The sequence below is a fragment of the Mesorhizobium sp. B2-3-5 genome (genome assembly GCF_006442395.1).
In the GTDB taxonomy this organism is placed as follows: Bacteria; Pseudomonadota; Alphaproteobacteria; order Rhizobiales; family Rhizobiaceae; genus Mesorhizobium.
On sequence record NZ_VFVX01000012.1, the window covers coordinates 115,513 to 142,227 of the forward strand.

The 26,715-nt window shown below is 63.8% G+C and carries 23 protein-coding genes and 1 other RNA gene; 9 read left to right on the forward strand and 15 right to left on the reverse strand.

What is annotated here, in order from left to right; translation table 11 throughout:
• Positions 1–30 precede the first annotated feature (30 nt).
• Entirely contained in the window at positions 31–1,308 is a 1,278-nt protein-coding gene (locus FJ958_RS16215) for a 4-aminobutyrate--2-oxoglutarate transaminase (protein ID WP_140744212.1), read from the reverse strand.
• Positions 1,309–1,540: 232 nt separating this feature from the next.
• Between FJ958_RS16215 and FJ958_RS16220 the strand changes: the two genes are divergently transcribed.
• Genes FJ958_RS16220 through FJ958_RS16230 form a run of 3 tightly spaced genes read left to right on the forward strand, consistent with a single transcriptional unit; the run spans position 1,541 to position 6,854 of the window.
• Positions 1,541–2,680 carry an efflux RND transporter periplasmic adaptor subunit gene (locus tag FJ958_RS16220; protein WP_140744213.1) on the forward strand — a complete coding sequence of 380 codons (1,140 nt, stop codon included), beginning with the start codon at positions 1,541–1,543 and terminating at the stop codon, positions 2,678–2,680.
• Positions 2,677–3,756, forward strand: a complete 1,080-nt coding sequence (locus tag FJ958_RS16225) for an efflux RND transporter periplasmic adaptor subunit (protein ID WP_140744214.1) — start codon at positions 2,677–2,679, stop codon at positions 3,754–3,756. Before FJ958_RS16220 ends, FJ958_RS16225 begins: the two co-directional genes overlap by 4 nt.
• Positions 3,753–6,854, forward strand: a complete 3,102-nt coding sequence (locus FJ958_RS16230) for an efflux RND transporter permease subunit (protein ID WP_140744215.1) — start codon at positions 3,753–3,755, stop codon at positions 6,852–6,854. Before FJ958_RS16225 ends, FJ958_RS16230 begins: the two co-directional genes overlap by 4 nt.
• Before the next feature lie 51 nt (positions 6,855–6,905).
• On the opposite strand, the gene FJ958_RS16235 is transcribed toward FJ958_RS16230, so the two are convergent.
• From FJ958_RS16235 to ffs, 12 genes are all read right to left on the reverse strand, one after another.
• A complete protein-coding gene (locus tag FJ958_RS16235) occupies positions 6,906–7,652 on the reverse strand; it encodes an ABC transporter ATP-binding protein (protein ID WP_140744216.1) in 747 nt (248 codons plus the stop codon).
• The gene (locus tag FJ958_RS16240; RefSeq protein ID WP_140744217.1) at positions 7,649–8,482 is read right to left on the reverse strand and encodes an ABC transporter ATP-binding protein; all 834 of its coding nucleotides are present in this window, start codon (positions 8,480–8,482) and stop codon (positions 7,649–7,651) included. The genes FJ958_RS16235 and FJ958_RS16240 overlap by 4 nt, the downstream gene beginning before the upstream one ends.
• Positions 8,479–9,399, reverse strand: a complete 921-nt coding sequence (gene nikC / locus FJ958_RS16245; protein WP_140744218.1) for a nickel transporter permease — start codon at positions 9,397–9,399, stop codon at positions 8,479–8,481. The genes FJ958_RS16240 and nikC overlap by 4 nt, the downstream gene beginning before the upstream one ends.
• Positions 9,396–10,463, reverse strand: a complete 1,068-nt coding sequence (locus FJ958_RS16250) for an ABC transporter permease (RefSeq protein ID WP_140744219.1) — start codon at positions 10,461–10,463, stop codon at positions 9,396–9,398. The genes nikC and FJ958_RS16250 overlap by 4 nt, the downstream gene beginning before the upstream one ends.
• An 18-nt stretch (positions 10,464–10,481) precedes the next feature.
• Positions 10,482–12,125 (reverse strand): ABC transporter substrate-binding protein, encoded by a 1,644-nt coding sequence (locus tag FJ958_RS16255; protein ID WP_140744220.1) that lies wholly within the window; start codon positions 12,123–12,125, stop codon positions 10,482–10,484.
• 254 nt (positions 12,126–12,379) lie between these two features.
• A complete protein-coding gene (locus tag FJ958_RS16260) occupies positions 12,380–13,654 on the reverse strand; it encodes a lytic murein transglycosylase (RefSeq protein WP_181176406.1) in 1,275 nt (424 codons plus the stop codon).
• A gap of 26 nt (positions 13,655–13,680) precedes the next feature.
• The gene (gene recR, locus FJ958_RS16265) at positions 13,681–14,286 is read right to left on the reverse strand and encodes a recombination mediator RecR (RefSeq protein ID WP_140744221.1); all 606 of its coding nucleotides are present in this window, start codon (positions 14,284–14,286) and stop codon (positions 13,681–13,683) included.
• A gap of 80 nt (positions 14,287–14,366) precedes the next feature.
• Positions 14,367–15,338, reverse strand: coding sequence for a cell wall hydrolase (locus FJ958_RS16270; protein ID WP_140744222.1), 972 nt, complete (start codon positions 15,336–15,338; stop codon positions 14,367–14,369).
• A 231-nt stretch (positions 15,339–15,569) separates the two neighbouring features.
• Positions 15,570–15,977: a hypothetical protein gene (locus FJ958_RS16275; protein ID WP_140744223.1), complete on the reverse strand. Its 408-nt coding sequence runs from the start codon at positions 15,975–15,977 to the stop codon at positions 15,570–15,572.
• Positions 15,978–15,997: 20 nt separating this feature from the next.
• Positions 15,998–16,321, reverse strand: coding sequence for a YbaB/EbfC family nucleoid-associated protein (locus tag FJ958_RS16280; protein ID WP_019863040.1), 324 nt, complete (start codon positions 16,319–16,321; stop codon positions 15,998–16,000).
• A gap of 23 nt (positions 16,322–16,344) precedes the next feature.
• Positions 16,345–18,153, reverse strand: a complete 1,809-nt coding sequence (locus tag FJ958_RS16285; RefSeq protein ID WP_140744224.1) for a DNA polymerase III subunit gamma/tau — start codon at positions 18,151–18,153, stop codon at positions 16,345–16,347.
• A gap of 105 nt (positions 18,154–18,258) precedes the next feature.
• An RNA gene (gene ffs / locus FJ958_RS16290) (signal recognition particle sRNA small type) lies at positions 18,259–18,355 on the reverse strand.
• A gap of 155 nt (positions 18,356–18,510) precedes the next feature.
• Between ffs and FJ958_RS16295 the strand changes: the two genes are divergently transcribed.
• Genes FJ958_RS16295 through FJ958_RS16305 form a run of 3 tightly spaced genes read left to right on the forward strand, consistent with a single transcriptional unit; the run spans position 18,511 to position 20,265 of the window.
• Entirely contained in the window at positions 18,511–18,930 is a 420-nt protein-coding gene (locus FJ958_RS16295) for an HIT family protein (protein WP_140691276.1), read from the forward strand.
• A gap of 53 nt (positions 18,931–18,983) precedes the next feature.
• Positions 18,984–19,928 carry an NAD(+) diphosphatase gene (gene nudC, locus FJ958_RS16300; RefSeq protein WP_140744225.1) on the forward strand — a complete coding sequence of 315 codons (945 nt, stop codon included), beginning with the start codon at positions 18,984–18,986 and terminating at the stop codon, positions 19,926–19,928.
• A gap of 31 nt (positions 19,929–19,959) precedes the next feature.
• Complete coding sequence (locus FJ958_RS16305; protein WP_140744226.1) at positions 19,960–20,265, forward strand: Dabb family protein; 306 nt, start codon at positions 19,960–19,962, stop codon at positions 20,263–20,265.
• Here the strand turns inward: FJ958_RS16305 and FJ958_RS16310 are convergent.
• Positions 20,262–21,125 carry a prephenate dehydratase gene (locus FJ958_RS16310; RefSeq protein ID WP_140744227.1) on the reverse strand — a complete coding sequence of 288 codons (864 nt, stop codon included), beginning with the start codon at positions 21,123–21,125 and terminating at the stop codon, positions 20,262–20,264. The genes FJ958_RS16305 and FJ958_RS16310 overlap by 4 nt on opposite strands.
• A gap of 38 nt (positions 21,126–21,163) precedes the next feature.
• A complete protein-coding gene (locus FJ958_RS16315; protein WP_140744228.1) occupies positions 21,164–21,892 on the reverse strand; it encodes a 3-deoxy-manno-octulosonate cytidylyltransferase in 729 nt (242 codons plus the stop codon).
• 194 nt (positions 21,893–22,086) lie between these two features.
• On the opposite strand from FJ958_RS16315, the gene FJ958_RS16320 reads away from it, so the two are divergent.
• The 3 genes from FJ958_RS16320 (at position 22,087) to FJ958_RS16330 (ending at position 26,687) form a co-directional block, all read left to right on the forward strand.
• A complete protein-coding gene (locus tag FJ958_RS16320; RefSeq protein WP_140744229.1) occupies positions 22,087–22,773 on the forward strand; it encodes a cytochrome c family protein in 687 nt (228 codons plus the stop codon).
• A gap of 168 nt (positions 22,774–22,941) precedes the next feature.
• Positions 22,942–24,819, forward strand: a complete 1,878-nt coding sequence (locus FJ958_RS16325; RefSeq protein WP_140744230.1) for an extracellular solute-binding protein — start codon at positions 22,942–22,944, stop codon at positions 24,817–24,819.
• Positions 24,819–26,687, forward strand: a complete 1,869-nt coding sequence (locus FJ958_RS16330; protein ID WP_140744231.1) for an extracellular solute-binding protein — start codon at positions 24,819–24,821, stop codon at positions 26,685–26,687. The genes FJ958_RS16325 and FJ958_RS16330 overlap by 1 nt, the downstream gene beginning before the upstream one ends.
• The last annotated feature ends 28 nt before the right edge of the window (positions 26,688–26,715 follow it).

Sequence of the window (26,715 nt, forward strand, 5' to 3'; positions counted from 1 at the left end):
GACCGTCAGGAGGGATGGGCGCCGCCCCTTTCAGGCGGCGCAGACTTCGCGGATCGAGCTTTCCAGAATGTCGAGCGCCTCGTTCATGACTTCGTCCTGGATGGTGATCGGCGCCAGGAAACGGATGACGTTGCCATAGACGCCGCAGGTCAGCAGGATCAGCCCCTTGTCGAGCGCCTTCAGCCGGATGGCGTTGGCGATCTCGGCCGAGGGCAGGCCCTTCTTGACGTCGTTGAACTCGACAGCGTTCATGAAGCCGAGGCCGCGGATGTCGACAATCTCGGGCACGTCATCGCGGATCGACTGGAGGCGCTGCTTCAGCCGCGCACCCAGTGTGTTCGCGCGGTCGCACAGCTTTTCGTCCTCGATGACGTCGAGAACCGCATGCGCGGCGGCGACGCCGATTGGGCTGCCGCCATAGGTCCCGCCAAGCCCGCCAGGGCCGGGCGCGTCCATGATCTCGGCGCGGCCGGTGACCGCCGCCAGCGGGAAGCCGCCGGCCAGGCTCTTGGCCATGGTGGTGATGTCGGCAGCGACCTCGTGGTGGTCCATCGCGAACATCTTGCCGGTGCGAGCAAACCCGGTCTGCACCTCGTCGGCGATGAGCAGCATGCCGTGCTGGTCGCAGAGCTTGCGCAGCGCCGTCAGGAGCTCACGCGGCGCGTCGTAGAAGCCCCCCTCGCCCTGAACCGGCTCGATGATGATCGCGGCGACGCGGGCCGGATCGACATCGGCCTTGAACAGCTTGTCGAGCGCGGCAAGCGAATCGGCGACCGAGACGCCATGCAGCTGCACCGGGAACGGCACGTGATAGACGTCGCCCGGCATGGCGCCGAAGCCAACCTTGTAGGGAACGACCTTGCCGGTCAGCGCCATGCCCATGAAGGTGCGGCCGTGGAAGCCGCCCCCAAAGGCAATGACGGCCTGGCGGCCAGTGGCGTTGCGGGCGATCTTGATGGCGTTCTCGACCGCCTCGGCGCCGGTGGTGACGAAGATGGTCTTCTTCTCGAACTTGCCGGGCAGCATGGCGTTCAAGCGTTCGGCCAGCCGCACGTAGCTTTCGTAGGGCACGACCTGATGGCAGGTATGGGTGAAGCGGTCGAGCTGCGCCTTGACGGCCTCGATCACCCTGGGGTGGCGGTGGCCGGTATTGACCACGGCGATGCCCGAGGAGAAGTCGATGTAGCGGCGGCCCTCGACATCCCAGATCTCCGAATTTTCAGCCCGGTCGGCATAGATCTGCGTGGTCATGCCGACGCCGCGTGAAATCGACTGGTTTTTGCGTTCAGAAATGGCTGAATTCTTCATTGATATCCCTCATCGGGCCGGCGCCCGTTCTCGTTGATCAGATGTCTTCTGACCTTATTTCATGTTTTCCTCAAGTCGGCACCACCGGCTGGCGATTGGGCCTGCGGCCGGCGGATGCCTGCCTTAATCAGTTGGGAGATACGCGTACGAGACCGGTTTCCTTTTTCCGGGGATCGATTATCCTCCAGATATCCGCGAGCGTCAGCGAGCGGTCCGCGGCCGAGGGGAGCCCATGAGCAGGAACGCGACATCCTCCGTCTCGCCGCCATCGGTCAAAACCTCCAGCCTTTTGTCTTTTCCAGTCGCCTCGGCGTTTTTCGCCTGTATGGCCGCCCTGCCGCTGACCGGCTGCCAGAAGCAGGAGGCCGCGGCGAAAAAGCTGCCGATCATGGTGCGCACAGAGACGGTGGCGCTCGCCGACTATGCGCCGAGAACCTCGCTGACGGGCGTAATCGCGGCGCGCACGCTGAACAATCTGTCGTTCAGGGTCGGCGGCCGCGTCGCCGAGCGGCTCGTCGATGTCGGCCAGCATGTCGACCAGGGCGCGGTGCTTGCCCGCATCGATCCGCAGGAACAAGAATCCGATCTGCGTTCCGCGCAGGCCGATCTTGACGCAGCACAGGCACAACTGACCCAGGCCGCCGCCACATTCGCGCGGCAGAAGACGCTGCTTGCCCAGGGCTTCACCACCAGACGCGATTTTGACACCGCCGACCAGGCGCTGAAGGTGGCGCAAGGCAGTGTCGATGCAGCGCAGAGCGCGTTCGCCAATGCGCAGCAGAACCTTTCTTTCACCGAACTCAAGGCAGGGGCCGCCGGCGTGATCACCGCCCGTCAGATCGAGACCGGCCAGGTGGTGCAAGCGGCGCAGACCGTCTTCACCATAGCCGAGGACGGCGACCGGGACGCCGTGTTCAACGTGCAGGAGACGCTGGTCGCCAGGACGCCGACCTCTCCCGCGGTGACGATCACGCTATTGTCCGATCCGCAGGTGAGGGCAACAGGCAAGGTGCGTGAAATCTCGCCGGCGGTCGACCAGGCGTCCGGTTCGATCCGGGTCAAGGTCGGCATTGCCGATACGCCCACCGGCATGCCGCTGGGCGCGGCCGTCATCGGCTCGGTCAGCGCCAAGCCGGCGAAGGCGATCCTGTTGCCCTGGCAGGCGCTGACGTCCAGCGGCGGCAAACCGGCGGTCTGGGTCATCGATCCCTCGACCAAGGCGGTAACGACAACGCCGGTCGAGGTGCTGGCTTTCGATTCGGGCACGGTCGTCATCGCCAAGGGGCTGGACGAAGGCCAAAGCGTCGTTACATCAGGCGGGCAGCTGCTCAGTCCCGGCGAGACGGTCGAGATAGCGGGAGCGGGCCAATGAACCGGCTGCCACGCATCCTGCTTGGCCTGTTTGCGCTTGGCGCGCTTGGCGCCTGCTCGAAGTCGGATCAAAAGCCGCCGGAGATCACCCGGCCGGTGCTGTCGCTCGTAGTCGAGCCGCGCACCACCCAGACCTTCGGCTTCGCCGGCTCGGTCGAGCCGCAGGTCAGCGCGGACCTTGCCTTCCGCCTGCTCGGCCGGGTTATCTCGCGCGACGTCAAGGTCGGCGACATCGTCAGCAAGGGTACGACGATCGCCGCGCTCGACCCCACCGCGCTGGAGCTGGCGGTGCAAGCGGCCAAGGCGGAGCTCTCCAACGCCGAGGCACAGTTCGCCAATGCCGCCGCCAGCGAGGAGCGCCAGCGCCAGCTGCTTGCCTCGGCCAACACCTCGCAGTCCGTCTTCGATGCCGCGCAGCAGGCAAGGAAAGCGGCCGAGGCCAGTGTCGAACGGACCAAGGCTTCTCTGGCCAAGTCGCAGGAGCAGCTTGGCTATGCCAGGCTGTTCTCGGATTTCGACGGCGTCGTCACCGCGGTCGGCGCGGAGGTCGGCCAGACGGTTTCACCCGGGCAGACGGTCGTCACCGTGGCGCGCTCGGACCTGCGCGAAGCGGTGGTCGATATTCCCGACCAGCTGACCGGCGATCTCTCCGCCGGCACGCCCTTCCAGGTCATCCTGCAATCGCTGCCGACGATCCAGACGGAGGCCAAGCTGCGCGAGATCGCGCCGCAAGCCGAGGGCTCGACGCGCACCCGGCGCGTGCGGCTGACACTGACCAATCCCCCGCAGGCCTTCCGGCTCGGCTCGACGGTGACGGCAACCCGCGTGACCAAGGTGGCGCCGACGATCGAACTGCCCATGTCGGCGCTGCTCGAAAAGGACGGCGCCGACAAAGTGTGGATCGTCGATCCGCGGACATCGAGCGTGAGCGCGCGCGACATCAAGGTCGCGTCGAGGAATGGCGGCACCTTCACCGTTGCCGAAGGGCTTGAGGCCGGCATGCGCGTCGTCACGGCGGGCGTCCACAGCCTGAGCGAAGGTCAGAAGGTGAAAGTGCCCGAGGGAGGGGCCTCATGAAAGGCTTCAACCTCTCCGACTGGGCGCTCAATCACCGCTCGCTGGTCTGGTACTTCATGCTGGTCTTCGTGGTGGCCGGCGTATTTTCCTATCTCAATCTCGGCCGCGAGGAAGATCCGGCCTTCACCATCAAGACGATGATCATCCAGGCCAACTGGCCTGGCGCCTCGGTCAACGAGACCGTGCGACAGGTGACCGACCGCATCGAGAAGAAGCTCGAGGAGCTCGACAGCCTCGACTACACCAAGTCGGTCACGACAGCCGGCCAGACCGTCATCTTCGTCAACCTGAAGCCGACCACCAGGGCGCGCGACGTCGTGCCGACCTGGCTGCAGGTGCGCAACATGGTCAACGACATCCGGAACCAGTTTCCGCAAGGCGTGCAGGGACCATTCTTCAACGACCGCTTCGGCGACGTCTACGGCAACATCTACGCCTTCACGTCGGATGGGCTGACACCGCGCCAGCTGCGCGATTATGTCGAGGATGTCAGAACCAGGATCCTGACCGTGCCCAATGCCGGGAAAGTCGACCTGGTCGGCGCGCAGGACGAGGCGATCTATCTCGAATTCTCGACCCGCCAGATCGCCGCGCTCGGCCTCAACCAGCAGGCGATCGTGGCGAGCCTACAGGCGCAGAACGCGATCACGCCCTCGGGCGTCATCCAGTCCGGCCCGGAGCGCATCAGCGTGCGCGTCGGCGGCCAGTTCACCTCGGAGGAGAGCCTGCGCGCCATCAACCTGCGCGTCAACGACCGCTTCTTCCGGCTGAGCGACGTGGCGACCATCACGCGCGGCTATGTCGACCCGCCGACGGCGCTGTTCCGTTTCAATGGCCAGGACGCGATCGGGCTCGCCATCGGCATGAAGCCCAATGCCAACCTGCTGCAGTTCGGCGAGGCGCTGCATGAGGAGATGAACAGAGTGCTGGCCGACCTGCCGGTCGGCGTCGGCGTGCATCTGGTCGCCGATCAGCCTGTCATCGTCGAGGAGGCGGTGTCGGGCTTCACCCGCGCCCTGTTCGAAGCGGTAGCCATCGTGCTCGCGGTGTCGTTCATCAGCCTCGGCATGCGCGCCGGCTTCGTGGTGGCGCTATCGATCCCGTTGGTGCTGGCCATCACCTTCACGGTCATGGAATATCTCGGCATATCGCTGCAGCGCATTTCGCTGGGCGCGCTGATCATCGCTCTCGGGCTGCTGGTCGACGACGCGATGATCGCGGTCGAGATGATGGTGGCGCGGCTCGAGGTCGGCGACACCTTGCGCAAGGCCGCGACCTATGTTTACACCTCGACCGCCTTCCCGATGCTGACCGGGACGCTGGTGACGGTCGCGGGCTTCATCCCGATCGGCCTCAACAACAGCGCCGCCGGCGAATACACCTTCACCCTTTTCGTCGTCATCGCCGTGTCGCTGCTGGTGTCATGGATCGTGGCGGTGCTGTTTGCGCCCCTGCTCGGCGTCACTATCTTGCCGGCGACGATGAAAGCCAAGCATCACGAGCAGCCCGGCCGCTTCACGTCGCTGTTCCGGCGCATCCTTGTCGGCTCGGTGCGCCGCCACTGGCTGACGATCATCGTGACGGTGCTTCTCTTCGCCGCCTCCATCGCCGGTTTCGGCCTCGTTCAGCAGCAATTCTTCCCGCCATCCGACCGGGCGGAACTGGTCGTCGACTGGAACCTGCCGCAGAATTCCTCGATCGCCGATACACGCGACCAGATGCAGCGGTTCGAGCAACGGGCACTGGTCGGCAATCCCGACATCGACCATTTCTCGTCCTATATCGGCCAGGGCGCGGTGCGCTTCGTGCTGGCCTATGACGTGCAGCCGGCCAACCCCTATTTCGGCCAGACCGTGATCGTCACCAAGAACATCGGGGCGCGCAACCGGGTCAAGGCGGCACTGGAAAAGCTGCTGCGCGAGGAGTTCGTCGGCACCGACGCCTTCGTCAAGCTGCTCGAGCTCGGACCGCCGGTCGGCCGCCCGGTTCAGTACCGCGTCGGTGGCCCTGATATCCAGACGGTGCGCGAACTGGCGCAGAAATTCGCGGGCATCATTTCGGCCAATCCGAAGCTGGCGGCCCCGACCTTCGACTGGAACGAACCGCAGCGTGTGCTGAGGGTCGACGTGCTGCAGGACAAGGCGCGCCAGCTCGGTATCACCTCTTCCGACATCGCCAGCGCGCTGAACAGCACGGTCGGCGGCGCCACCATCACCCAGGTGCGCGACGCCACCTACCTGATTAATGTCGTGGCGCGCTCACGCGAGGCCGAACGGGGCTCGATCGAGACTTTGCAGAACATGCAGCTGCCGACCAGCACCGGCGAGGCGATCCCGCTCGCGGCGGTCGCCAACTTCCGCTACGACCTCGAGCAGCCGACGGTGTGGCGGCGCGACCGCATCCCGACCATCACGGTGCGCGCCGGGCTGGTCGGCGACGCGCTGCCGGCAACCGTGGTCAACGAACTGAAGCCATCGGTCGACGCCTTCATCGCCAAGCTGCCGCCAGGCTATTCGGTCGAAACCGCCGGCTCGGTGGAGGAAAGCGCCAAGAGCCAGGGACCGATCGCCGCCGTCGTGCCGTTGATGCTGTTCGTGATGGCGACGATCCTGATGGTGCAGCTGCAGAGCTTCCAGCGCCTGTTCCTAGTGGTGGCGGTGGCGCCGCTCGGGCTGATCGGCGTGGTGGCGGCCCTGGTGCCGAGCGGCGCGCCGCTCGGCTTCGTCGCCATCCTCGGCGTGCTGGCGCTGATCGGCATCCTGATCCGCAACTCGGTCATCCTGATCGTGCAGATCGAGGACCTCGTCGTCGAAGGCAAGGATCGCTGGGTGGCCGTCATCGAGGCGACCGAGCATCGTATGCGGCCGATCGCGCTGACGGCGGCGGCGGCCAGCCTGGCACTGATCCCGATCGCGCGCGAAGTGTTCTGGGGGCCGATGGCCTACGCCATGATGGGCGGCATCATCGCGGGTACCGCGATCACGCTGCTGTTCCTGCCAGCGCTGTATGTAACGTGGTTCCGCATCAAGGAGCCGAAGCGGGAGCCCGAAGGCAATGGCGTACAAGGGGACACGGTGCCCGAAGGTGGAGCGGTCTAAGGCGGAAATTCGAATGCCGAGTTCTCGGGAACTCGGCGTCAGCGATAAACGTCAGGCCCGCACAAACCCCTCGCTCGCCCTGAGCAAATTCCGCGTATAGTCCGCATTCACGCGGTGGCCGATCAACTGGCTGGCGGTCAGCGTCTCCACCGCTTCGCCGTTCTGCATCACCATCAGCCGCTCGCACATATGGGTGATGATGGCGAGGTCGTGGCTGACCATCAGGAAGGTGAGCTTGCGCCGCCGTCGCACCTCTTCGAGCAGGTTCAGCACTTCGGCCTGTACCGAGGCGTCGAGCGCCGAGGTCGGCTCGTCGAGCAGCAGGATCGAGGGTTCGAGGATCAGCGCGCGGGCAATGGCGACACGTTGGCGTTGGCCGCCCGAGAGCTGGTGCGCGTAGCGGAAGCGAAAACCGTTGCCGAGGCCGACCTCGTCCAGCGCGCGTTCGATGCGCTTTTCGCCGTCGGCGAAGCCGTGGATGGCAAGCGGCTCCTGCAACAGGCGATCGACGGTCTGGCGCGGATGCAGCGAGCCGTACGGATCCTGGAAGACCATCTGCACCTCGCGGTAGAAAGCCTTGTCGCGGCGCGCGTCGAGCTTCTTGCCGTTGACGGCGATGCTGCCGGAGGAGACCGGTGCGAGCCCGGCAATCGCTCTTAGCAATGTCGATTTGCCGGAGCCGCTTTCGCCGACAAGCCCATAGGACTCTCCTTCCCTGACCTCGAGGCTGACGCCCTTCAGCGCGCGAAAGCGGTCGAAGACCACCTCCAGCCTGTCGACGGCAATCGCTGACGTCATGCCGCCCACTCCGGCTTGCGGTCGAGCACCGGCAAGGGATGGCGCTCGAAGCCGATCCGGGGCATGCAATTGAGCAGGCCGCGCGTATAGGGATGCTGGGCTTCACGCAGCTCCGAGGCCTTCAACTGCTCGACCACCTTGCCGGCATACATCACGACGACGCGGTCGCAGAAGGATGAGACCAGGCGCAGATCGTGCGAGATGAAGATCAGCCCCATGCCGCGCTCGCTGACCAGCTTATCGAGGATATTGAGCACGTCGAGTTGCACGGTGACGTCGAGCGCCGAAGTCGGCTCGTCGGCGATCATCAGCTCGGGTCCGGCGATCAGCATCATGGCGATCATGGCGCGCTGGCCCATGCCGCCAGAGACTTCGTGCGGATGCAGATCGAAAACGCGTTTGGGGTCACGGATCTGTACGGCCTCCAGCATGGCCAGCGCCCGCTCGCGCGCCTCGGCCTTGGAGACCTTCTCGTGCGTGCGCAGCGTCTCGACGATCTGGCGGCCGATGCTCATCACCGGGTCGAGCGAATATTTCGGATCCTGCAGGATCATGGCGATGCGGTTGCCGCGCAGCGCCCGGCGTTCGCGCGGCGAGATGCCGAGCAGGTCGATCCCATCGAAGGCCAATTTGCTGGCCGATATCCGGGCCTGCGGCGGCGTCAGGCCCATGATGGCGCGGCCCGTCTGCGACTTGCCCGAGCCGGACTCGCCGACGATGCCAAGACGTTCGCGGCCAAGCGAGAAGGAGACGCCACGCACCGCCTCGATCAGCCCGGTGCGGGTCGGGAAGGTGACACGCAGGTCCTCGACGTCGAGAAGGGCGCTCATTGGTCACCGCTGCGGGGGTCAAGCGCGTCGCGCAGGCCGTCGCCGAGCAGGTTGAAGCCGAGGCTGACGATGAGGATGGCGAAGCCCGGCGCGCCGGCCACCCACCATTGGTCGAGCACGAAGCGGCGGCCCGAGGCGATCATCGTGCCCCATTCGGGCAGCGGCGGTTGCGCGCCCAGACCAAGAAAACCGAGGCCGGCGGCGGTGAGGATGATGCCGGCCATGTCGAGCGTCACGCGAATGATCAGCGAGGAGATGCAAAGAGGCATGATGTGGCGCAGCACGATGCGGGCGGGCGAAGCGCCCATCAATTGCACTGCCTTGATGTAGTCGGAGTTGCGCACGGTCAGCGTTTCGGCACGCGCGATGCGCGCATAAGGCGGCCAGGACGTGATGGCGATGGCAAGCACCGCATTCTCGATGCCCGGACCGAGCGCGGCGACAAAAGCCAGCGCCAGGATCAGCTTGGGAAAAGCGAGGAAGATATCGGTGATGCGCATCAGGATGGCATCGGTCCAGCCGCCGGCATAGCCGGCGACGGTGCCGACCAGAAGGCCGATCGGGGCTGCGATGATGGCGACCAGGATGACCACATAGAGCGTCCAGCGCGAGCCGTAGAGGATGCGCGAATAGATGTCCCGGCCAAGATCGTCGGTGCCGAACCAGTGCTCCGCGCTCGGCGCCAGCAGCCGCGCGTTCTTCAAATCGCCGACGGTCGGCGAATAGGGCGCCAGCACACCGGCAAGAGCGGCAATGAGCAACAGCGCGATGATGATCAGCAGGCCGACAAAGGCCAGCCGATTGGCGGAAAAGCGCCGCCATGCGACATAGGCGCGGCCGAGCCTCGCCTGCATGCGGGACGCCGGCCGCTCGCTGAGCAGCCAGTCGCGACGGCTCTGGATCGCCTCGGCGCTCATCCGGATTTCGTCCTCGGATCGAGCAAACGATAGAGCAGGTCTGACAAAAGATTGATGCCGATGAACACCGAGCCGATGACGATGGTGCCGCCGAGCACGGCGTTCATATCGGCATTCTGCAGCGAGTTGGTGATGTAAAGGCCGATGCCCGGCCAGGAAAAGACAGTCTCGGTCAGCACCGAACCTTCTAGCAGGCCGGCATAGGAGAGCGCGATCACGGTGACCATCGGCACAGCGGCATTGCGCAGCGCGTGGGCCCAGATGATGCGGCGTTCCGACAGGCCCTTGGCGCGCGCGGCGACGACATATTCCTGAGCAAGTTCGTTGAGCATGAACGAGCGCGTCATGCGGCTGATATAGGCGAGCGAGAAATAGCCGAGCAGCGAGGCCGGCAGGATGATGTGGCGGAAGGCGTCCCAAAAGACATCCCACTGGCCCTGCATCGCAGAGTCGAGCAAGTAGAAACCGGTGATCGGCGTGAACGTGTATTCGTAGACGACATCGAGCCGCGCGGGAAAGGCCACCCATTGCAGCTTGGCATAGAACAGCACGAGCCCAAGCAGGCCGAGCCAGAAGATCGGCACGGAATAGCCGATCAGGCCGATCACGCGTACGACCTGGTCGATGAGGCTGCCGCGCCTGACGGCCGCCAGCACGCCGAGCGGCACGCCAAACAGCGCGCCGATCAGTGTTCCGAGCGTGGCCAGTTCCGTCGTTGCCGGAAGAGCGCGGCGGATGTCGGTCATGACAGGGTTGGTGGTCAGCACCGAGGTGCCGAAATCCCCGTTCAGCGCACTCCTGACATAGATGTAGAACTGCTCGATCAACGGCAGGTCGAGGCCCATCTCGCGGCGCGTGCGCTCGACGACATTTGCCGGCGCGCGGTCGCCGAGCACGGCCAGCACCGGGTCGATCGGGATGACGCGGCCGATGAAGAAGGTGACCGCGAGAAGACCAAGATAGGTCGTCACCGCGATGACCAGGAACCGGCCGATCGAGGAGAGAATGGCAAAGGCACGGGCGCTGCCGCGCCCCGCCTTCTCCTGGCTTTCAACCGCGCTCATGCGGCGTGTCCGCGGGCGCTATTCCTTGGAAACCGGCCCGACGAAGTTGGTGTCGAAGCTCGGGCCGAGCGCGAAACCCTTGAGGTTCTTGCGCAAGCCAGCCACTTCCAGTTGCTGGTGGATGAGGACGAAGGGGCTGGTGTCGAGTACCTTCTTCTCGAGGTCCTGGTACAGCGCGGCGCGCTTGGCCGAGTCCTTCTCCAGCAGAGCCGCTTCGGTCTGCTTGGTCAGATCCGGAATGTCCCAGGCGTTGCGCCAGGCCAGTGTGTGCGACTTGCCGGCATCCGAATTGTCCGGGTTCGAGGCGAAGGTCTGGGCGTTGGAATTCGGATCGAAATAGTCCTGTCCCCACTGGCCGATATAGATGTCGTGGTTGCGGGCGCGATACTTGGTCAGCGTCTGCTTGCCGTCACCGGGAATGATCTCCAGCTTGATGCCGGCCTGTCCGAGCGTCTGCTGGATCGATTCCGCCATGCCTGTCGTTGGCTGGCCGGTACGCACATCCATGGTCACGCTGAAGCCGTCCGGCAGACCGGCCTTGGCCAGCAGTTCCTTGGCCTTGGCGACGTCGAGCTTGAAGGGGTTTTCGTCGAGAGCGCCGAGATCGCCCTTGGGCAGGAAGGTCTGGTGGATCTCGCCGATGCCCTTGAGGATGGTCGAGCTCAGCGCGTCATAGTCGACCAGATATTTGAAGGCCTGGCGAACCTCGGGCTTGGCCAGGTTCGGGTTCTTCTGGTTGAGGCTGATGTAATAGACCGTGCCCTTCGGCGCGCTGTTGGTGGTGAGATCGGCGTTCTTGGCGATGGCGTCGAGGTCGTTCGGTTCGAGATTGCGGGCAACGTCGATGTCGCCGGCCTCGAGCGCCAGGCGCTGCGCCGAGCTTTCCTTCATGTTGCGGTAGATGACGCGGGCGAGCTTGGCCTTTTCGCCGTGATAATTGTCGTTGCGCTCCATGACGACGGCTTCGTTGGCGCGCCATTCACGCAGCTTGTAGGCGCCGGAACCAGCATAGCCGGTCTTCAGCCAGGCGTTGCCGAAGTCATTGTCCCATTTGTAGTCGGCGGTGGGCGCGGCCTTGACGACGTGCTCCTTGACCAGCTTGCTATCGACGACCGATGCGACGGTCGCCGACAGACAGTTCAAGACGAAGCTCGGCGCATAGGCCTTGTCGACGGTAAACTGGAAGGTGGTGTCGTCGACGGCCTTGGCCTTGTCGGCGACGTTGTCGCCGCTGATGCCGAACTGTTCGATGATGAAGGCCGGGCTCTTGTCCAGCTTGACAACGCGCTCGAACGAGTAGGCGACGTCGGCAGCCGTGATCGGATTGCCCGAGGCGAATTTCAGGCCGGGCTTGAGCTTGAAGGTGTAGATCAGGCCGTCGTCGGAGACGGCCCAGCTTTCGGCGAGGTCGGGCTTGACCTTGGAGGTGTCGCTGAGGTCGAGGCGGACCAGCAGATCATAGGTGTTGCCGGTGACCTCGGCGGTCGACAACTCGAACGCCTCGCCCGGATCCATGGAGATGATGTCGTCGATCGCGAAACCCTCGACCAGTGTGTCGGCGGGCGTAACCGCCCCGGCCGGGGCACCAGCCAGAAGCAGCGCCGACATGGCCGCGCCCGCAAGCAAGATGCGGGATCGTAGAGCAAACTTTTCCATCATCATGGTGATTGTTCCCTGTTTTGTTGACCTGAGTTCCCGGCTCAGGATTGCGGTGTTCTTTTCGGGGCCGGCAAGGCCCTTCGACGACTTACCGTCGTGGTTTTTGTCCAATTGGTCAACAGCATATCCGGCACTTCGGGGCGGGCGACGAGGATTTTACGCGACGACTCATTCAACCGGAATGGCGGGCGACGCGTCGACACACACGCAGGCTAATCGGGGCTGGCAAACGGGACAAATCCCCTTACTTTTTTGGGTTATTTCAGCGCGGCGACCAGGCCGGCGTCTGGAAAGCAGGTCGCGGGCTCGCCGTTCTTGGTCTGCCACTTGCCAATCGAGCGTCGGGTCTTGAAGCCCGGCAGGCCGTCGGCGCTGCCGACATCATAGCCTTTGGCTTCCAGCGCCCGTTGCAGGGCGGCGATGTCGGAACGATGGAGATCGCCTACCGGCCCCCAGCTGCCGGAAAAATTCTGATCGCCATGGGCAATCCCGTCAGCGCCGTGGCCGATGAACAGCGCGTAAAGGTCGCTGGTGTTGTATTCCTTGAGCACATAGAAATTGGGGGTGGCGATGAAGGCCGGGCCGCTGCGGCCAGCCGGCATCAGCAGGAAACCTTCCGCCTTCAATTCGCTCGCCGGAAACGGCTTTCCGTCGACGCGCTTGATGCCCATGGCAGCCCATTGCGAGATCTTCTTGCCCTGGTCCGGACCTTCCAGCGAGCAGGAGACGCTCTCCGGCACCGTCACCTCGAAACCCCAGCCGCGTCCCCGCACCCAGCCATAGTGGACGAGATAGTTGGCGATCGAGGCGAGCACGTCGGGCGTCGAATTCCAGATGTCGACGCGTCCATCGCCGTCGAAATCCACGGCATGCTTGAGGAAAGAGGTCGGCATGAATTGCGGCTGGCCGAGCGCACCGGCCCAGGATGATTTCATGGCATTGACCGGGGCCAGCCCGCGCTGGACGATTTCCAGCGCCGCGAGCAGTTCGGTGCGGAAGAAATCCTTCCTCGTCGACATGAATGCCTTGGTGCCTAGCACCTCGAAGGCATCGTAAGGCATCTTCGCCGCGCCGAAGCCGGTCTCGCGGCCCCAGATCGCCAGAAGGATCTCGCCGGGAACGCCGTAACGTTTTTCGATCAGCCCAAGCACTCTTGAATTGGCGCTCTCGCGTGTGCGCCCGCCCAAGGTGACGGCGCGGACGATCTTCTCGGCGAAATAGTTGGCAGGCGGACCGAACTCGGCCTGATGCTGCTTCTGCGGCGTCGCCGGCTCTTCGCCGGGCATCACGAGGTCCGGCAGCTTGAGGTTCGGCTTCACGCCGAGGAAGGCAGCGTCGAAGGTCTTTTTCGAGATGCCTTTGGACTTGGCTTCGGGCCAGAGGTCGGTTTGGAGCCAGGCCTGGAACTGGTCGTCGACGGAGGCGGCATGGGCGGGGATGGTGAGGAGGAAAATGACGAACGCTGCGAAGAGGGAGAGGAGAGCTAATGTTCGATTCTTGCGCACAAGCTTCGAAGGGTTTGTGGCAGGCATAGGCGTGGACTTCCCCATTTGTCCCCTCAAAACGCCGTCCGCGAGCGCAGCGCCGCGGCCAGCGTGCCTTCGTCGAGATAGTCGAGCTCGCCGCCGACCGGCACGCCATGTGCCAGTCGCGTCACCTTGATGTCGAAGCCGGAGAGTTGATCGGTGAGGTAGTGCGCGGTGGTCTGGCCCTCCACCGTCGCGTTGACGGCGAGGATGACTTCCTTGACCTCGCCGCCGTCGACACGGTCGATCAGCGAGCGGACATTGAGCTGGTCGGGGCCGATGCCGTCAAGCGGCGACAGCGTGCCGCCGAGCACATGGTAGCGCACGTTCATCGCCGCTGCCCGCTCCAGCGCCCAGAGATCCGAGACATCCTCGACAACGATGAGGGTGGCGGCATCACGGCGCGGGTCGGTGCAGATCATGCAGGGGTCCGAGGTGTCGACGTTGCCACAGGTCGAGCAGATGCGCACCTTGTCGGCCGCCTCGCCCATGGCGGCGGCGAGCGGCGACAGGAGTTGCTCCTTCTTCTTGATCAGGTGAAGGGCGGCACGCCTGGCCGAACGGGGACCAAGTCCCGGCACCTTGGCCAGGAGTTGGATCAGGCGTTCGATCTCGGGACCGGCGATTCGCTTGGACATCGCTCTGATCTAGGATTTTTCAGAGCGCTTTGAAACATCCTGCATCCGCGCATGACCTGCCATTGCGGGTCGGACGCGGATCAATTCTCTTCGAGCGGCCGACCCTGGCTGAGGATCATCGCGCCAATGGCATCGGTGTTCTCAGGCGTCGACTGGAATCCCATCGCCGCTTCCTGCGGCGCGCCCTGGACCGAGGAGATGACCCTTGCGTTCAAGACGCCGCCGAAACGGGCGGCATCCGGCTCTTCCATCGGCTCCTGCATCGCCACCAGTGTCGGCTTCACCGCAAGGCGCGCGGACTTTGCCGCCGGCGCCACTGCGGCCGTCACATAGGTCTGCTGCGCGGGTACGGCGGTTGCCGGGGTCGAGCGCGCGGTGGTTACGCCAGCCTGCTTGGCCGGATCGGCACGGACAATCGTCCTGACCACAGGTTCCGCGGATGCCACGAGCACGGGCGCCGCAGGCGCGCGCTGCTGCTGCTGTTCAGCCGAGGCCACCATCGGCTCGTCGGGCAGCGGCTGCCAGTCGCGGCCGCGCTTTTCGTAGAACGCATTGCCGCCGGCGACCATGGTGTAATGCATGTTGTTGTAGGGGAAGCGCAGGCCGGCGGTGTGGAAATACATCGTGTTCTTGAGCTTGGCCTTGCGCTCGCCCTTGAGCACGGCGTCGGCGGCTTCCTCGACATCGGGCATCGCCCGCGAGTTCATCTGCCTGGTCATGACACCTGGCGCGAACTGCCCGGGCTCGCCCACCACTTCGCAGATGGTGTTGCCGTGCTGGCCGGAGCGCAGCCGGTTCATGACCACGGTGCCGACGGCGATCATGCCGTCACGGCTCGAACGGTTGGATTCGAAGAACATCGCCCTTTCCAGGCATTCCTTGTCCTTCGGCGTGTGGCCGTAAGACCGCGAGCTCAGGAAACTCGGCGTGATGGCGTCGGTCAGGCTGGCAACGGACATGCCGTGCGACGTGGTCTGACTGCAAGCGGCCAAGAACAAAGGAGACGTAACGACGCCGAGCAACAGCGGCGCCTTCCATCGCATGGCAATCAACAGGTAACCCTCTCACTTCGATGCCCGCCCCCAGGCTGCGGCAAGAATGAGACACTTTCGGGCAAAATGATGGCTAAAACGTTATTAATGAAGCACTGTTGCCAAATTGGCACAATTTCGTGGCTTTCCAGATGGATCGAGCCATCGTTTCATGAATGCGATGATCGGCCTCTCATGGTTTCGCCGCAATTCCGGACGGAAAACCGCGTTATGCTTTTTCCGGAATCGCTTTTATCGCCCCGCCGCAATCGCGGCCGGTTGACCCGGCTCGATCTCCTCGACTTTCTCCGAAAACAGGCCACGCCTGAGGAACAGTGCCCGCGCATCCCTGGCCGTCGGCGCGATCCTTCCCGGCCAGTCGCTGTCGATGAACTCGGCCTTGGTGAAATCGGGATTTGTTTCGGAAGCCGCCTCGAGGAATTCGGCGATCTCCAGCACGATCGCGCGCTCCTCCTTCGAAAGCGCCGATCTGCCGGCCTCGATCGACGGGCGGTGCACGAAATCCTCGAACAGATTGAAGTAGCCCTTGATGCCGACAATATCGACGCCGGCATCGCAATCGGCCAGGATTTCCAGGATCTCGTAGAGCCTGTTGCGGATACGCTGCTCGATCAGTCGTTCGGACGGCTCGTCGATCATGGGTTCATCGCCGCCGAAGGCTAGAAGGGCAGTTTCATTCCCGGCGGGATCGGCAGGCCGGCGGTCAGCGCCTTGGTCTTTTCCTGCATGATCTGCTCGACCTTGGCCTTGGCGTCATTGTGGGCGGCGAGAATCAGATCCTCGAGGATCTCGACCTCGTCCTCCTTGAACAGAGACGGGTCGATCTTCAGCGACTTCATCTCGAACTTTCCGCTCAGCGTCACGCTGACCAGGCCGCCGCCCGCCTGGCCGACGGATTCCACCGTGGCGATCTCATCCTGCATGGCCTGGAACTTGGCCTGCATTTCCTTCGCCTTGCCCATCAGGCCGAGAAGATCTTTCATGGTCCGATCCTTGTCTTGATTTGTCAGGTCTCGTCGTCATCGGCCGGCGGTTCAACCGGCACTTCGGCCTCGGTCTCGTCGACCTCCGGCGCGTCGGGAATGCGCACGTCGATGATCTTGGCGCCGGGAAAGCGCGCCAGGATGGCGGCGACGGTCGGATCGCTCCTGGCATCGAGGAAGGCGTTTTCGCGCTTCGTCGATTCCATCTCGGCCAGCGTCTGGCCACCTTCTTCCTTCGAGAGCGACACCAGCCAGTTGCGGCCGGTCCAGGCGCGCAGCTTCGTCGTCAGGTCGTTGAGCAGCATCTTGGGCGCGTCGCTGGTCAGGCCGACATCGATGCGGCCAGGCTCGATGCGCACGAGACGAATGCAGCTCTTGAGCAGCACCTTGAGAGCGATGTCGCGCTGCGCATCGGCAAGGGCGATAATATCGGCCAGCGATTTCAAGGGTACTGGCTGCGTCTCCGGCGCCGGCTGCGGAGGCGCGACGAAGGCGGTCGGCGCCGGCGTGGCCTCGACCAGCCGCATGGTCTGCGCGCCGCCCGATCCGCCAGGCATGCGCGTCTGAGCCACCGCGCTGGCCCCGCTGCCGCCGCCATTGCCGGGACTGGCCGGCGCTCCGTTTGGCCGCGGCGCACCGTTTTGAACCGGTGCTCCCCCCTCGAGCGATCGCAACGCCTCGTCCAGCGTCGGCAGGTCGGCGGCGTGCGCCAGACGGATCAGCACCATTTCGGCGGCGCTGACGGGCCGGTTGGAGGACTGCACCTCGGGAATGCCCTTGAGCAGCATCTGCCAGGTCCGCGACAGCACCCTGACCGACAGCGCCCTGGCGAAATCGGCGCCACGCTGGCGTTCGTCCTGCGACAGCGATGCGTCGTCCATGGCGGTCGGCACGAAACGCAGCCTCGTGACGAGGTGGTTGAACTCGGCAAGGTCGGTCAGCACGGCGGCCGGATCGGCGCCGGTATCGTATTGCGCGCGGAATTCGCCAAGTGCGGCCGCCACATCGCCTTTCATGACATGTTCGAACAGATCTACGATGCGGGCGCGGTCGGCCAGGCCGAGCATGGCGCGCACGGCCTCGGCGCTGACGGAGCCGGCACCATGGGCGATCGCCTGGTCGAGGATGGAGAGCGAATCGCGGGCCGAACCCTCGGCGGCGCGCGCGATCATCGCCAGCGCGTCGTCGTCGACCGAAATGCCTTCCTTGGCCGCGATCGAGGAGAGATGCGCGACCAGTGCGCCGGCATCGATGCGCCTCAGATCAAACCGCTGGCAGCGCGACAGGACGGTGATCGGAACCTTGCGGATCTCGGTGGTGGCAAAGATGAATTTGACGTGCGGCGGCGGTTCTTCCAGCGTCTTCAACAGGCCGTTGAAGGCCTGCGTGGACAGCATGTGCACTTCGTCGATGATGTAGACCTTGTAGCGGGCCGAGACCGGCGCGTAGCGCACGCGCTCGATGATGTCCCTGATATCGTCGATGCCGGTGTGCGAGGCGGCGTCCATCTCGATGACGTCGACATGACGGCCTTCCATGATCGCCTGGCAATGCTCGCCGGGCACCGAAAGATCGACCGAAGGCTGGTCCACGGTTGATGTCTTGTAGTTCAAGGCGCGGGCCAGGATACGCGCCGTCGTCGTCTTGCCGACACCGCGTACGCCGGTCAGCATCCAGGCCTGGGCGATGCGGCCGGTGGCAAAGGCGTTGGTGAGGGTGCGGACCATCGGCTCCTGGCCGATCAGCTCGGAGAAGTTCGAAGGACGGTATTTGCGCGCCAATACTCGATAGGCGCCGGCCTTGTCCGCTCCCGAATTTCCGGCCTCGCTCATTCGCCCGTAAAGCTCCAAGGGCCGCGTCTCAACGCGGTCGATTCCTGCGCATAGTTTCGCCCGCACGGCTTGGCGCCGTCAATGTCGCGGGAGAAAGGCGAAGAGGCGGGAGGCTGGAACAATGACCCGTTCCGGGCTCGTTAGGGCTGCTTCCTTCCGGACCTGACCCGGTTGGCGAGTGGATCGTCCACCACCAACCTCCCGCTGTCCATATCGGCAATTGCGCGATGAAATGCAAGTGCGCATGAGATTTGATGCACCAAACCGTGAGGGAAACAATGATTCGCTTGCGGCCCCCGTGCCAGCGCTCTAGCGTCCACGAGTCCGAGGAAACCAAGAAAATTAAGGGAAACGCCGATGTTGCCGGGCCTGAAGGCCGGATTCACGCTGGACGCCCGGCTGGAAGCGGACAGCGAGCAGTTGATGTGGCTTGGGCTGTGCGAATTGCGGATCATGAACGATCGCCGCTGGCCATGGCTGGTTCTGGTGCCGCAAAGGCCGGGTGCGGAGGAGATCCACGACATGACGCCACTCGACCAGGCGATGCTGACCTTCGAGACCAACATGGTGGCGCAGGCCCTGAAGAAGGTGACCGGCTGCACCAAGATCAACACCGGCGCGCTTGGCAACATCGTGCGCCAGCTGCACATCCATGTCATTGCACGGTCTGAAGGCGATCCCGGCTGGCCCGGCCCGGTGTGGGGCCACGGCCTGCGCGAGCCCTATCAGCGTTCCGATCTGCGCCGGTTTGCCGAAACGATCAGGGCGGCGTTATAAGCCATCCCCTGTGTTCAGCCCAAACATGTCCATCCCAAAGTACCAGAGTCCGCATGAGCTTCAGCCTGTTTGACGCGCCCCTGCGCGAGCCGAGCCAGTTCGTCGGCTTTGCCGGCAACACGATCGACCGGCAATCCGAGAACCGCGCCGACGATTCGGCCGACAAGGCGCTCGCCGACCCGACGACGCGGCTGCTTTTGATGAACGGCGGACGGCTCTACCTGAAGTCAGGAAATGGCACCGGTCTTGATCCCTGGTTTGGCGTCGCGGAGAGCCAGCCATTTAATCCTCCCTTCGGTCAAAGTGTCCTGCTCGGCTTTTCCGAACAGGGACCGGTGCTGGCGGTGCCGGCCGGCATCGACCCCGAACAGCTGCCGGAAACCGTCAAGGCGATCGACTACCGCTCGGTCTACATGCAGGGGCTGATCGACGAGGCGGCGGCCGGGGCGATGGCGCAAGGGGCCTCCCTGCTCGCCTGGCATGCCAGCCACCGCTTCTGCAGCAAATGCGGATCCGAATCGCAAATGCGGGCCGGTGGCTACAAACGGCACTGCCCGAATTGCGGTGCCGAGCATTTCCCGCGCACCGACCCGGTGGCGATCATGCTGACGGCGACGCGCGAGAAATGCCTGCTTGGGCGCGGCCGCCACTTCGCCCCGGGCATGTATTCGGCCCTTGCCGGTTTCATCGAGCCGGGCGAGACGATCGAGGCGGCGGTGCGCCGCGAAACGCTGGAGGAGGCCGGCATCCGGCTCGGCCGCGTCGTCTATCATGCCAGCCAGCCCTGGCCGTTCCCCTATTCACTGATGATCGGCTGCTTCGGCGAGCCGCTCAACGAAAACATCCAGGCCGATCTCAACGAGCTGGAAGACTGCCGCTGGTTCTTGCGCGACGAAGTGCGCTCGATGCTGGCCCGGGAACATCCTGGCAACCTGATCACGCCGCCGAAAGGCGCCATCGCGCATCACCTCATCCGCGCCTGGGTCGACAGCGCATAGCGAATACTGAAAGTCATTGCAGGAGAGGCAAATGATCCGCCACACCGTCGTCTTCACGCTGAAGCATGCGCCGCACTCACTGGAGGAAAAGCGCTTCCTGGTCGACGCCAGGAAAATCCTCTCGGCGATCCGGGGCGTCACCCATTTCGAACAGCTGCGGCAAGTGAGCGCCAAAAACGACTATCGGTTCGGCTTCTCGATGGAGTTCGCCGACCAGGCCGCCTACACCCGATACAACGACCATCCGGACCATGTCGCCTTCGTACGCGACCGCTGGGTGCCGGAGGTCGAGAAATTTCTCGAGATCGACTACGTACCGCTGGGCGCGGTGATTTAATCCGCCACTTTCCACTGCTCGCGCGACTGGCTGGCCGGATAGACGCCAAGAATGCGCACCTCGCGTGAAAAGAAGCGAAGCTCGTCCAGCGCCAGCTTGACCAGCGGATCGTCGGGATGGCCCTCGATGTCGGCATAGAACAGCGTCGCCGTGAATGCGCCCAGCTGATAGCTCTCCAGCTTGGTCATGTTGATGCCGTTGGTGGCGAAGCCGCCCATCGCCTTGTAAAGCGCGGCCGGCACGTTGCGGACGCGGAACATGAAGGTCGTCATCATGCTGACGTCAGGTGACGGGCGCTCGGCCCACTGCTTGTTCTTGGTCAGGACGACGAAGCGGGTGACGTTGGAATCGGTATCCTCGACATTCTCCTCGATGATATCGAGCCCGTAAAGCGTCGCCGCCAGCGCCGGCGACAGCGCGGCCATGGTGCGGTCCTTGACTTCGGAGACCATCTTGGCGGCGCCCGCCGTGTCACCGGCGACGACCGCCTTCCAGCCGTTCTTGCGGATGTATTTGCGGCACTGGCCAAGCGCGTGGATATGGCTGTGCACGGTCTTGATCTCGTCGCGTTTGACGCCGGGCAGCACCATCAGCTGGAAATGGATCGGCAGAAAATATTCGCCGACGATGTGAAGCCTCGATTCCGGCAGCAGGTGATGGATGTCGGCAACGCGTCCGGCGATGGTGTTCTCGATCGGGATCATGGCGAGATCGGCCTTGCCGGTCTCGACCGCGTTGAACGCGTCCTCGAAGGTGGGGCACGGCAACGGCTCCATCGAGGGATAGACGTTGCGGCAGGCGGTGTCGGAATTGGCGCCCGGCTCGCCCTGGAAGGATATTCTGTTGGTCTTTTCAGGCATGGCCAGATCTCGATTCACAGTGTCTCTGTTCGGAGGGATCAGTTTGAAAGGATGGTTCGGGCGCGCTCAAGGTCTTCCGGCGTGTCGACGCCAAGCGGTAGCGACTGGACGACCTCGGCGTCGATGCGCATGCCGGCTTCCAGCGCCCGCAACTGCTCCAGCCGCTCGCGGCGCTCGAGCGGCGATGGCTTCAGCGACACGAAACGCTCGAGCGCGGCACGTCGATAGGCGTAGAGGCCGACATGGTGATAAAGCGGCCCCTCGCCCCATGGCGCGGTGGCGCGGGTGAAATAGAGCGCCCTCAGCCTCGTGGCTGACAGAGGCGAACCGACGACCTTGACGACGTTGGAATTGGTCTTTTCCTCCTCGCGCACGATCTCGATGCAGAGCGTGGCGATATCCACCGTCTGGTCCTCGAAAGGCCTGAGCGACGCGGCGATGATGCCGGGATCGATGGTCGGCAGGTCGCCCTGCACATTGACGATGGTTTCGACCTCGCGCCGGGGATCAAGCTGGACCAGCGCCTCGTGGATGCGATCGGAGCCGGATTCGTGATCGACGCGTGTCATCACGGCCTCGAAGCCGTGCGCGCGCACCGCTTCGGCGACACTCCGCGTGTCGGTCGCCACCACAACGCGGCCAAGGCTGGCCTCGGCCGCGCGGCGGGCGACATGCACGATCATCGGCGCGCCGGCGATGTCGGCCAGCGGCTTGCCCGGCAGGCGGGTCGAGGCCATGCGGGCCGGGATCAGGATCAAGGTGGACATGGCTATGGCAAGGCGTTCGAAAAGGGGAGGGGAAAAGTGGCAAAAGGTCTCACTGGAAGCGCCCTTATAGGTGTTGCAACGCCCGAGCAAAAGACCTAGTTTCCGCCCCGATTTGGCCGGCTCTGGAGGGCGGGTCTCGACACCGACGGACGGAGTGGACGGATCAGTCCGCCGGAAAAGGGAGCAAGGGGCGTATGGATTCCAACGAAGTCAACAAACTGCTCGCCGGATTGCTCGGAACCATTTTCGTCGTTTTCTCGGTCGGACTTGTCTCGGACGCGCTGTTTGCCTCGCCGGCTCCGGAAAAGCCTGGCTTTGCCATCGAGGCCGCCGAGCCCACCGAAGGCGGCGCTGCCGGCCCGGCCGCCGAGGCCAAGCCGATCGCCGATCTGCTGCAGACCGCCAATGTCGAGGCGGGCGCCGCCGTTTTCAAGAAATGCCAGGCCTGCCATTCCGGCGAAAAGGGCGGGCCGAACAAGGTCGGCCCCGATCTGTGGGACGTCGTCGACCGTCCGGTCGCCGAACATGAAGGCTTCGCCTATTCGGCCGGCATGAAGGAATTCTCCAAGGGCGGCACCGAGAAGTGGACCTACGACAATATCAACCACTTCATCACCTCGCCGAAGAAATTCGTGAAGGGCACAGCCATGGGTTTCGCCGGCCTGCCCAAGGACGAGGACCGCGCCAACGTCATCGCCTATCTGCGCACGCTGTCGGACAATCCCAAGCCGCTGCCGGCGCCGGGTGCCGCCGCGGACGCTTCCGCGCCCGCCAAGCCAGCCAGCGGAGCCGCTCCGGCAAAGCCGGCTGATGGCGCCGCACCGGCCAAGCCGGCCGCTCCCGCGGCACCTGCACCGGCGGCACCGGCGCCGGCCAAATAACCAAAATATCTCCTCATGATCTTGAAAAAGCCGGGTTCAGCCCGGCTTTTTTGTCGAGAAAACGCGCGGTGCGGCGACAAAGCCGGCGCATTGCGGTTTTCACGAGCGCCAAATCATCTAGGATCACTCCTTCTGGATGATCTGGCACGATAGCGAAGAGGATGGTGCATGACGGTTGGCCGAATGCTTCTCAAGTCGCTGCTGGCGGCGGCCCTGCTGGCGGCGGGGTTGCAGACGACCCTGGCCGACGAGTGGCGGACCACCTCATCGCTGATCGGCCAATCCAAATACGGCGACAACTTCCAGCACTATGACTATGTCAACCCCAACGCGCCCAAGGGTGGCACGTTGAATTCGGTGCTGCTCGGCACCTATGACAGCTTCAACCCCTATATCGTCCAGGGATCGCCAGCGGCCGGCCTGGTGGGATTCGGTGGCGGCCTGCTCTACGACACGCTGATGGAGCAGGCGACCGATGAGGGCAGCACCAGCCATCCTCTGATCGCCGACGCCTACAAATACCCAGCCGATTATTCCTCTGCGACCTACCGGCTCGACCCGCGCGCGAAATGGCATGACGGCCAGCCGATCACCGTCGATGACGTGATCTGGTCGTTCCAGGTGCTGAAGGCGAACAGCCCGCAATACAGTCGTTATTTCGAGAACGTCACCGATGCGGTCGCGGTCTCCGACCACGAGGTCGAGTTCCATTTCAACCAGAAGGGCAACCGCGAGCTGCCGAAGATCATCGGCGACCTCGCGGTGCTGCCGAAGCACTGGTGGGAAGGCACGGATGCCAACGGCAAGAAGCGAGACGTCACCAAGCCGACGCTGGAAATCCCGCTCGGCTCGGCGGCCTACAAGATCGCCAGCTTCAAGCCGGGTTCGGAAATCGTCTGGCAGCGCGTGCCGGACTATTGGGGCGCCAAACTGCCGGTGAAGATCGGCCGCGAGAATTTCGACACGCGCCGATATACCTACATCCTCGACGACAATGCCGCCTGGCTTGCCTTCACCAAGGGCGGTCTGGAAGATATCAACCGCGAGTACAGCTCCCGCAAATGGGCGACGGCCTACAATTTCCCAGCCATCCAGGCCGGCGACGTCATCAAGAAGGATTTTCAGACCCAGTCGCCACAACCAATGCAGGGCTTTGTCCTCAACCAGCGGCGGCCGTTGTTCCAGGACCGGCTGGTCCGGGAGGCACTGACCATCCCGTTCGATTTCGAAAGCATGAATCGCACCTTGTTCTTCGGCTTCAATACCCGCACATCCAGCTATTTCCAGGGGACCGAACTGGCATCCAGCGGCTTGCCGCAAGGCAAGGAACTGGAAATCCTGGAAAAATATCGCGACAAGTTGCCGCCAGAACTCTTCACGCAGGAATTCAAGCTGCCCGTCTACGACTCCCCGCAAGCGGAGCGAAAGTATCTGAGGCAGGCGGTCGATCTCTTCGCCAAGGCCGGCTGGGTCATCAAGGGCGGCAAGATGGTCAACGCCAAGACAGGCGCTCCGTTCAAGTTCGAGATTCTCGGCTGGAATGATACCGACCAGGTGATCGCCATTCCCTACATCGCCAATCTGCGCAAGATCGGTGTCGACGCCTCGCTCCGCATCATCGATCAGACGCAATACATCAACCGCGTCAACAACTTCGATTTCGATGTCGTCACGGGCCTGTTCGGCCAGTCGGACTCACCTGGCAACGAGCAGCGCGATTTCTGGAGCTCGAAGGCCGCCGACGCACCTGGTTCGCGCAATCTGATGGGCATCAAGGATCCCACCGTCGACGCGCTGGTCGACCGCATCATCTTCGCCACCGACCGCGATGATCTCGTCGCCGCCACCCATGCGCTTGACCGCGTCCTGCTGTGGAACTTCTACGTGGTGCCGCAATACCATCGGTCCGCGGTTTGGCTGGCCTATTGGGACAAATTCAAATTCCCCGACAAGCAGCCCGCCTATGTCGGTGCCGATATCGATTCGTGGTGGATCGACCTCGACAAGGAGAAGGCGCTGGCGGCCAAATACAAGGGCGGTAATTGATGGCGGCTCTTCCCCGCCGCGACTTCCTCGCACTTGGCGCGGCTGCCGCCGCCGCGACTCTGTTGCCCGCAAAAGCCTTCGCCGACATCGCGACAGGCACCAAACTGCACGGCCTGTCTGCCTTCGGCGATCTAAAATACAAGCCGGATTTCACCCATTTCGACTATGTCAATGTCGAAGCACCGGCTGGTGGGATCTTCAATTTCGCGCCGCCGAACTGGGGCTACAACCAGGATACGCAGACCTTCAACACGCTGAACTCCTTCGTGGACAAGGGCGATGCGCCGCCGCGCATGGAGATGTGCTTCGACGGGCTGATGGTGCGCGCGCTCGACGAACCCGACGCCGTCTATGGCCAGATCGCCGACGGCGTGACGCTGTCCGACGACCGCAACGCCTTCACCTTCTCGCTTCGCCCCGAAGCGCGTTTCCATGACGGCACGCCGCTGACGGCGCGGGACGCAGCCTTCACCTTCAAGCTCTACAAGGAAAAGGGTCACCCCGACCTGTCACTGTCGCTGACCCATTTGGTCGATGCCGTTGCTGTCGACGACCGCACGCTGCGGCTTACGTTTTCCGGCAAGCAATCGGCCCGCACCGTGCTCAATGTCGTGGAGTTCCCGATCCTGTCGAAGGCCTTCTACACGGCCAATCCGTTCGACTCCTCGCAGTTGAACCCGCCGCTCGGCTCCGGCGCCTACAAGGTCGGGCGCTTCTCCGCCGGCGCCTGGATCGAATACGACCGGGTGGTGGACCATTGGGGCCGCGACCTCCCGGTCAATCGTGGCCAGAACAATTTCGACCGCATCCGCATAGAGTTCTACCAGAACCGCATGGCCGGTTTCGAATCCTTCAAGAAAGGCGAAATCACCTATCGCGAGGAATTCACCTCGCGCGTCTGGGCGACCGCCTACGACTTTCCAGCCCTGACCGCCGGCAAGGTCGTCAAGCACGAATTCCCCGCCGAAAAGCGGCCGACAATGCAGGGGACGGCGGTTAACCAGCGACGCGAACAGTTTCGCGACCCGCGCGTGCGCCAGGCGATCGCGCTCTGCTTCGATTTCGAATGGACGCGGCGCAACTTCTTCTACGGCTCCTACGAGCGTTCGCAATCCTGCTTCGAGAAATCCGATTTCCGTGCCGAAGGGCTGCCATCGCCGCAGGAACTGACCCTGCTGGAGCCGTTGCGCAGCCAGCTTCCGCCCGAAGTCTTCGGCGAGGCGGTGACGCAGCCCGCGTCCGACGGCTCCGGGCGCGATCGCAAGCTGCTTGGCCAAGCGGCAAAGCTTCTCAATGCAGCGGGCTGGAAGCGGACGGGCGATTTCGTCGTCAATGAGAAGGGCGGCAGGCTTTCGGCGGAATTCATGGTCGACGACGATACCTTCGTGCAGGTCTATTCGCCCTGGGTCGCCAACATGAAGGCGATCGGCATCGACGCCACGATCCGGCTGGTGGATTCGGCGCAATACCAGGCGAGGCAGGCGACATTCGATTTCGATCTGCTGTCGGCCGCTTTCTCGTTCAGCGCGACGCCGACGCGCGACGATCTCGAAGTCTTCTTCCACTCCAGAACCGCCAACCTTTCCGGCTCGCGCAACCTGCCAGGCGTGTCAAACTCCGCTATAGACATGCTGATCGATGCGGTTGGGGCAGCCAAGGACCGTGAAAGCCTGACAGTCGCGATGCGGGCACTCGACCGGGTCTTGCGCGCGCGGTGCGATTGGATTCCTAGTTGGTTCCTGGCGAATCACCGAAGCGCCTATTGGGATATGTTCGGCTTTCCCAAGCAGAAGCCCGATTTCGGTTTTCCGGTCGAGGCGCTGTGGTGGGTCGATAAAGACAAGGCGGCAAAAATTGGCAAAGGCTGAGATATCAGTCCAAAGAGGGCAGGAAGCC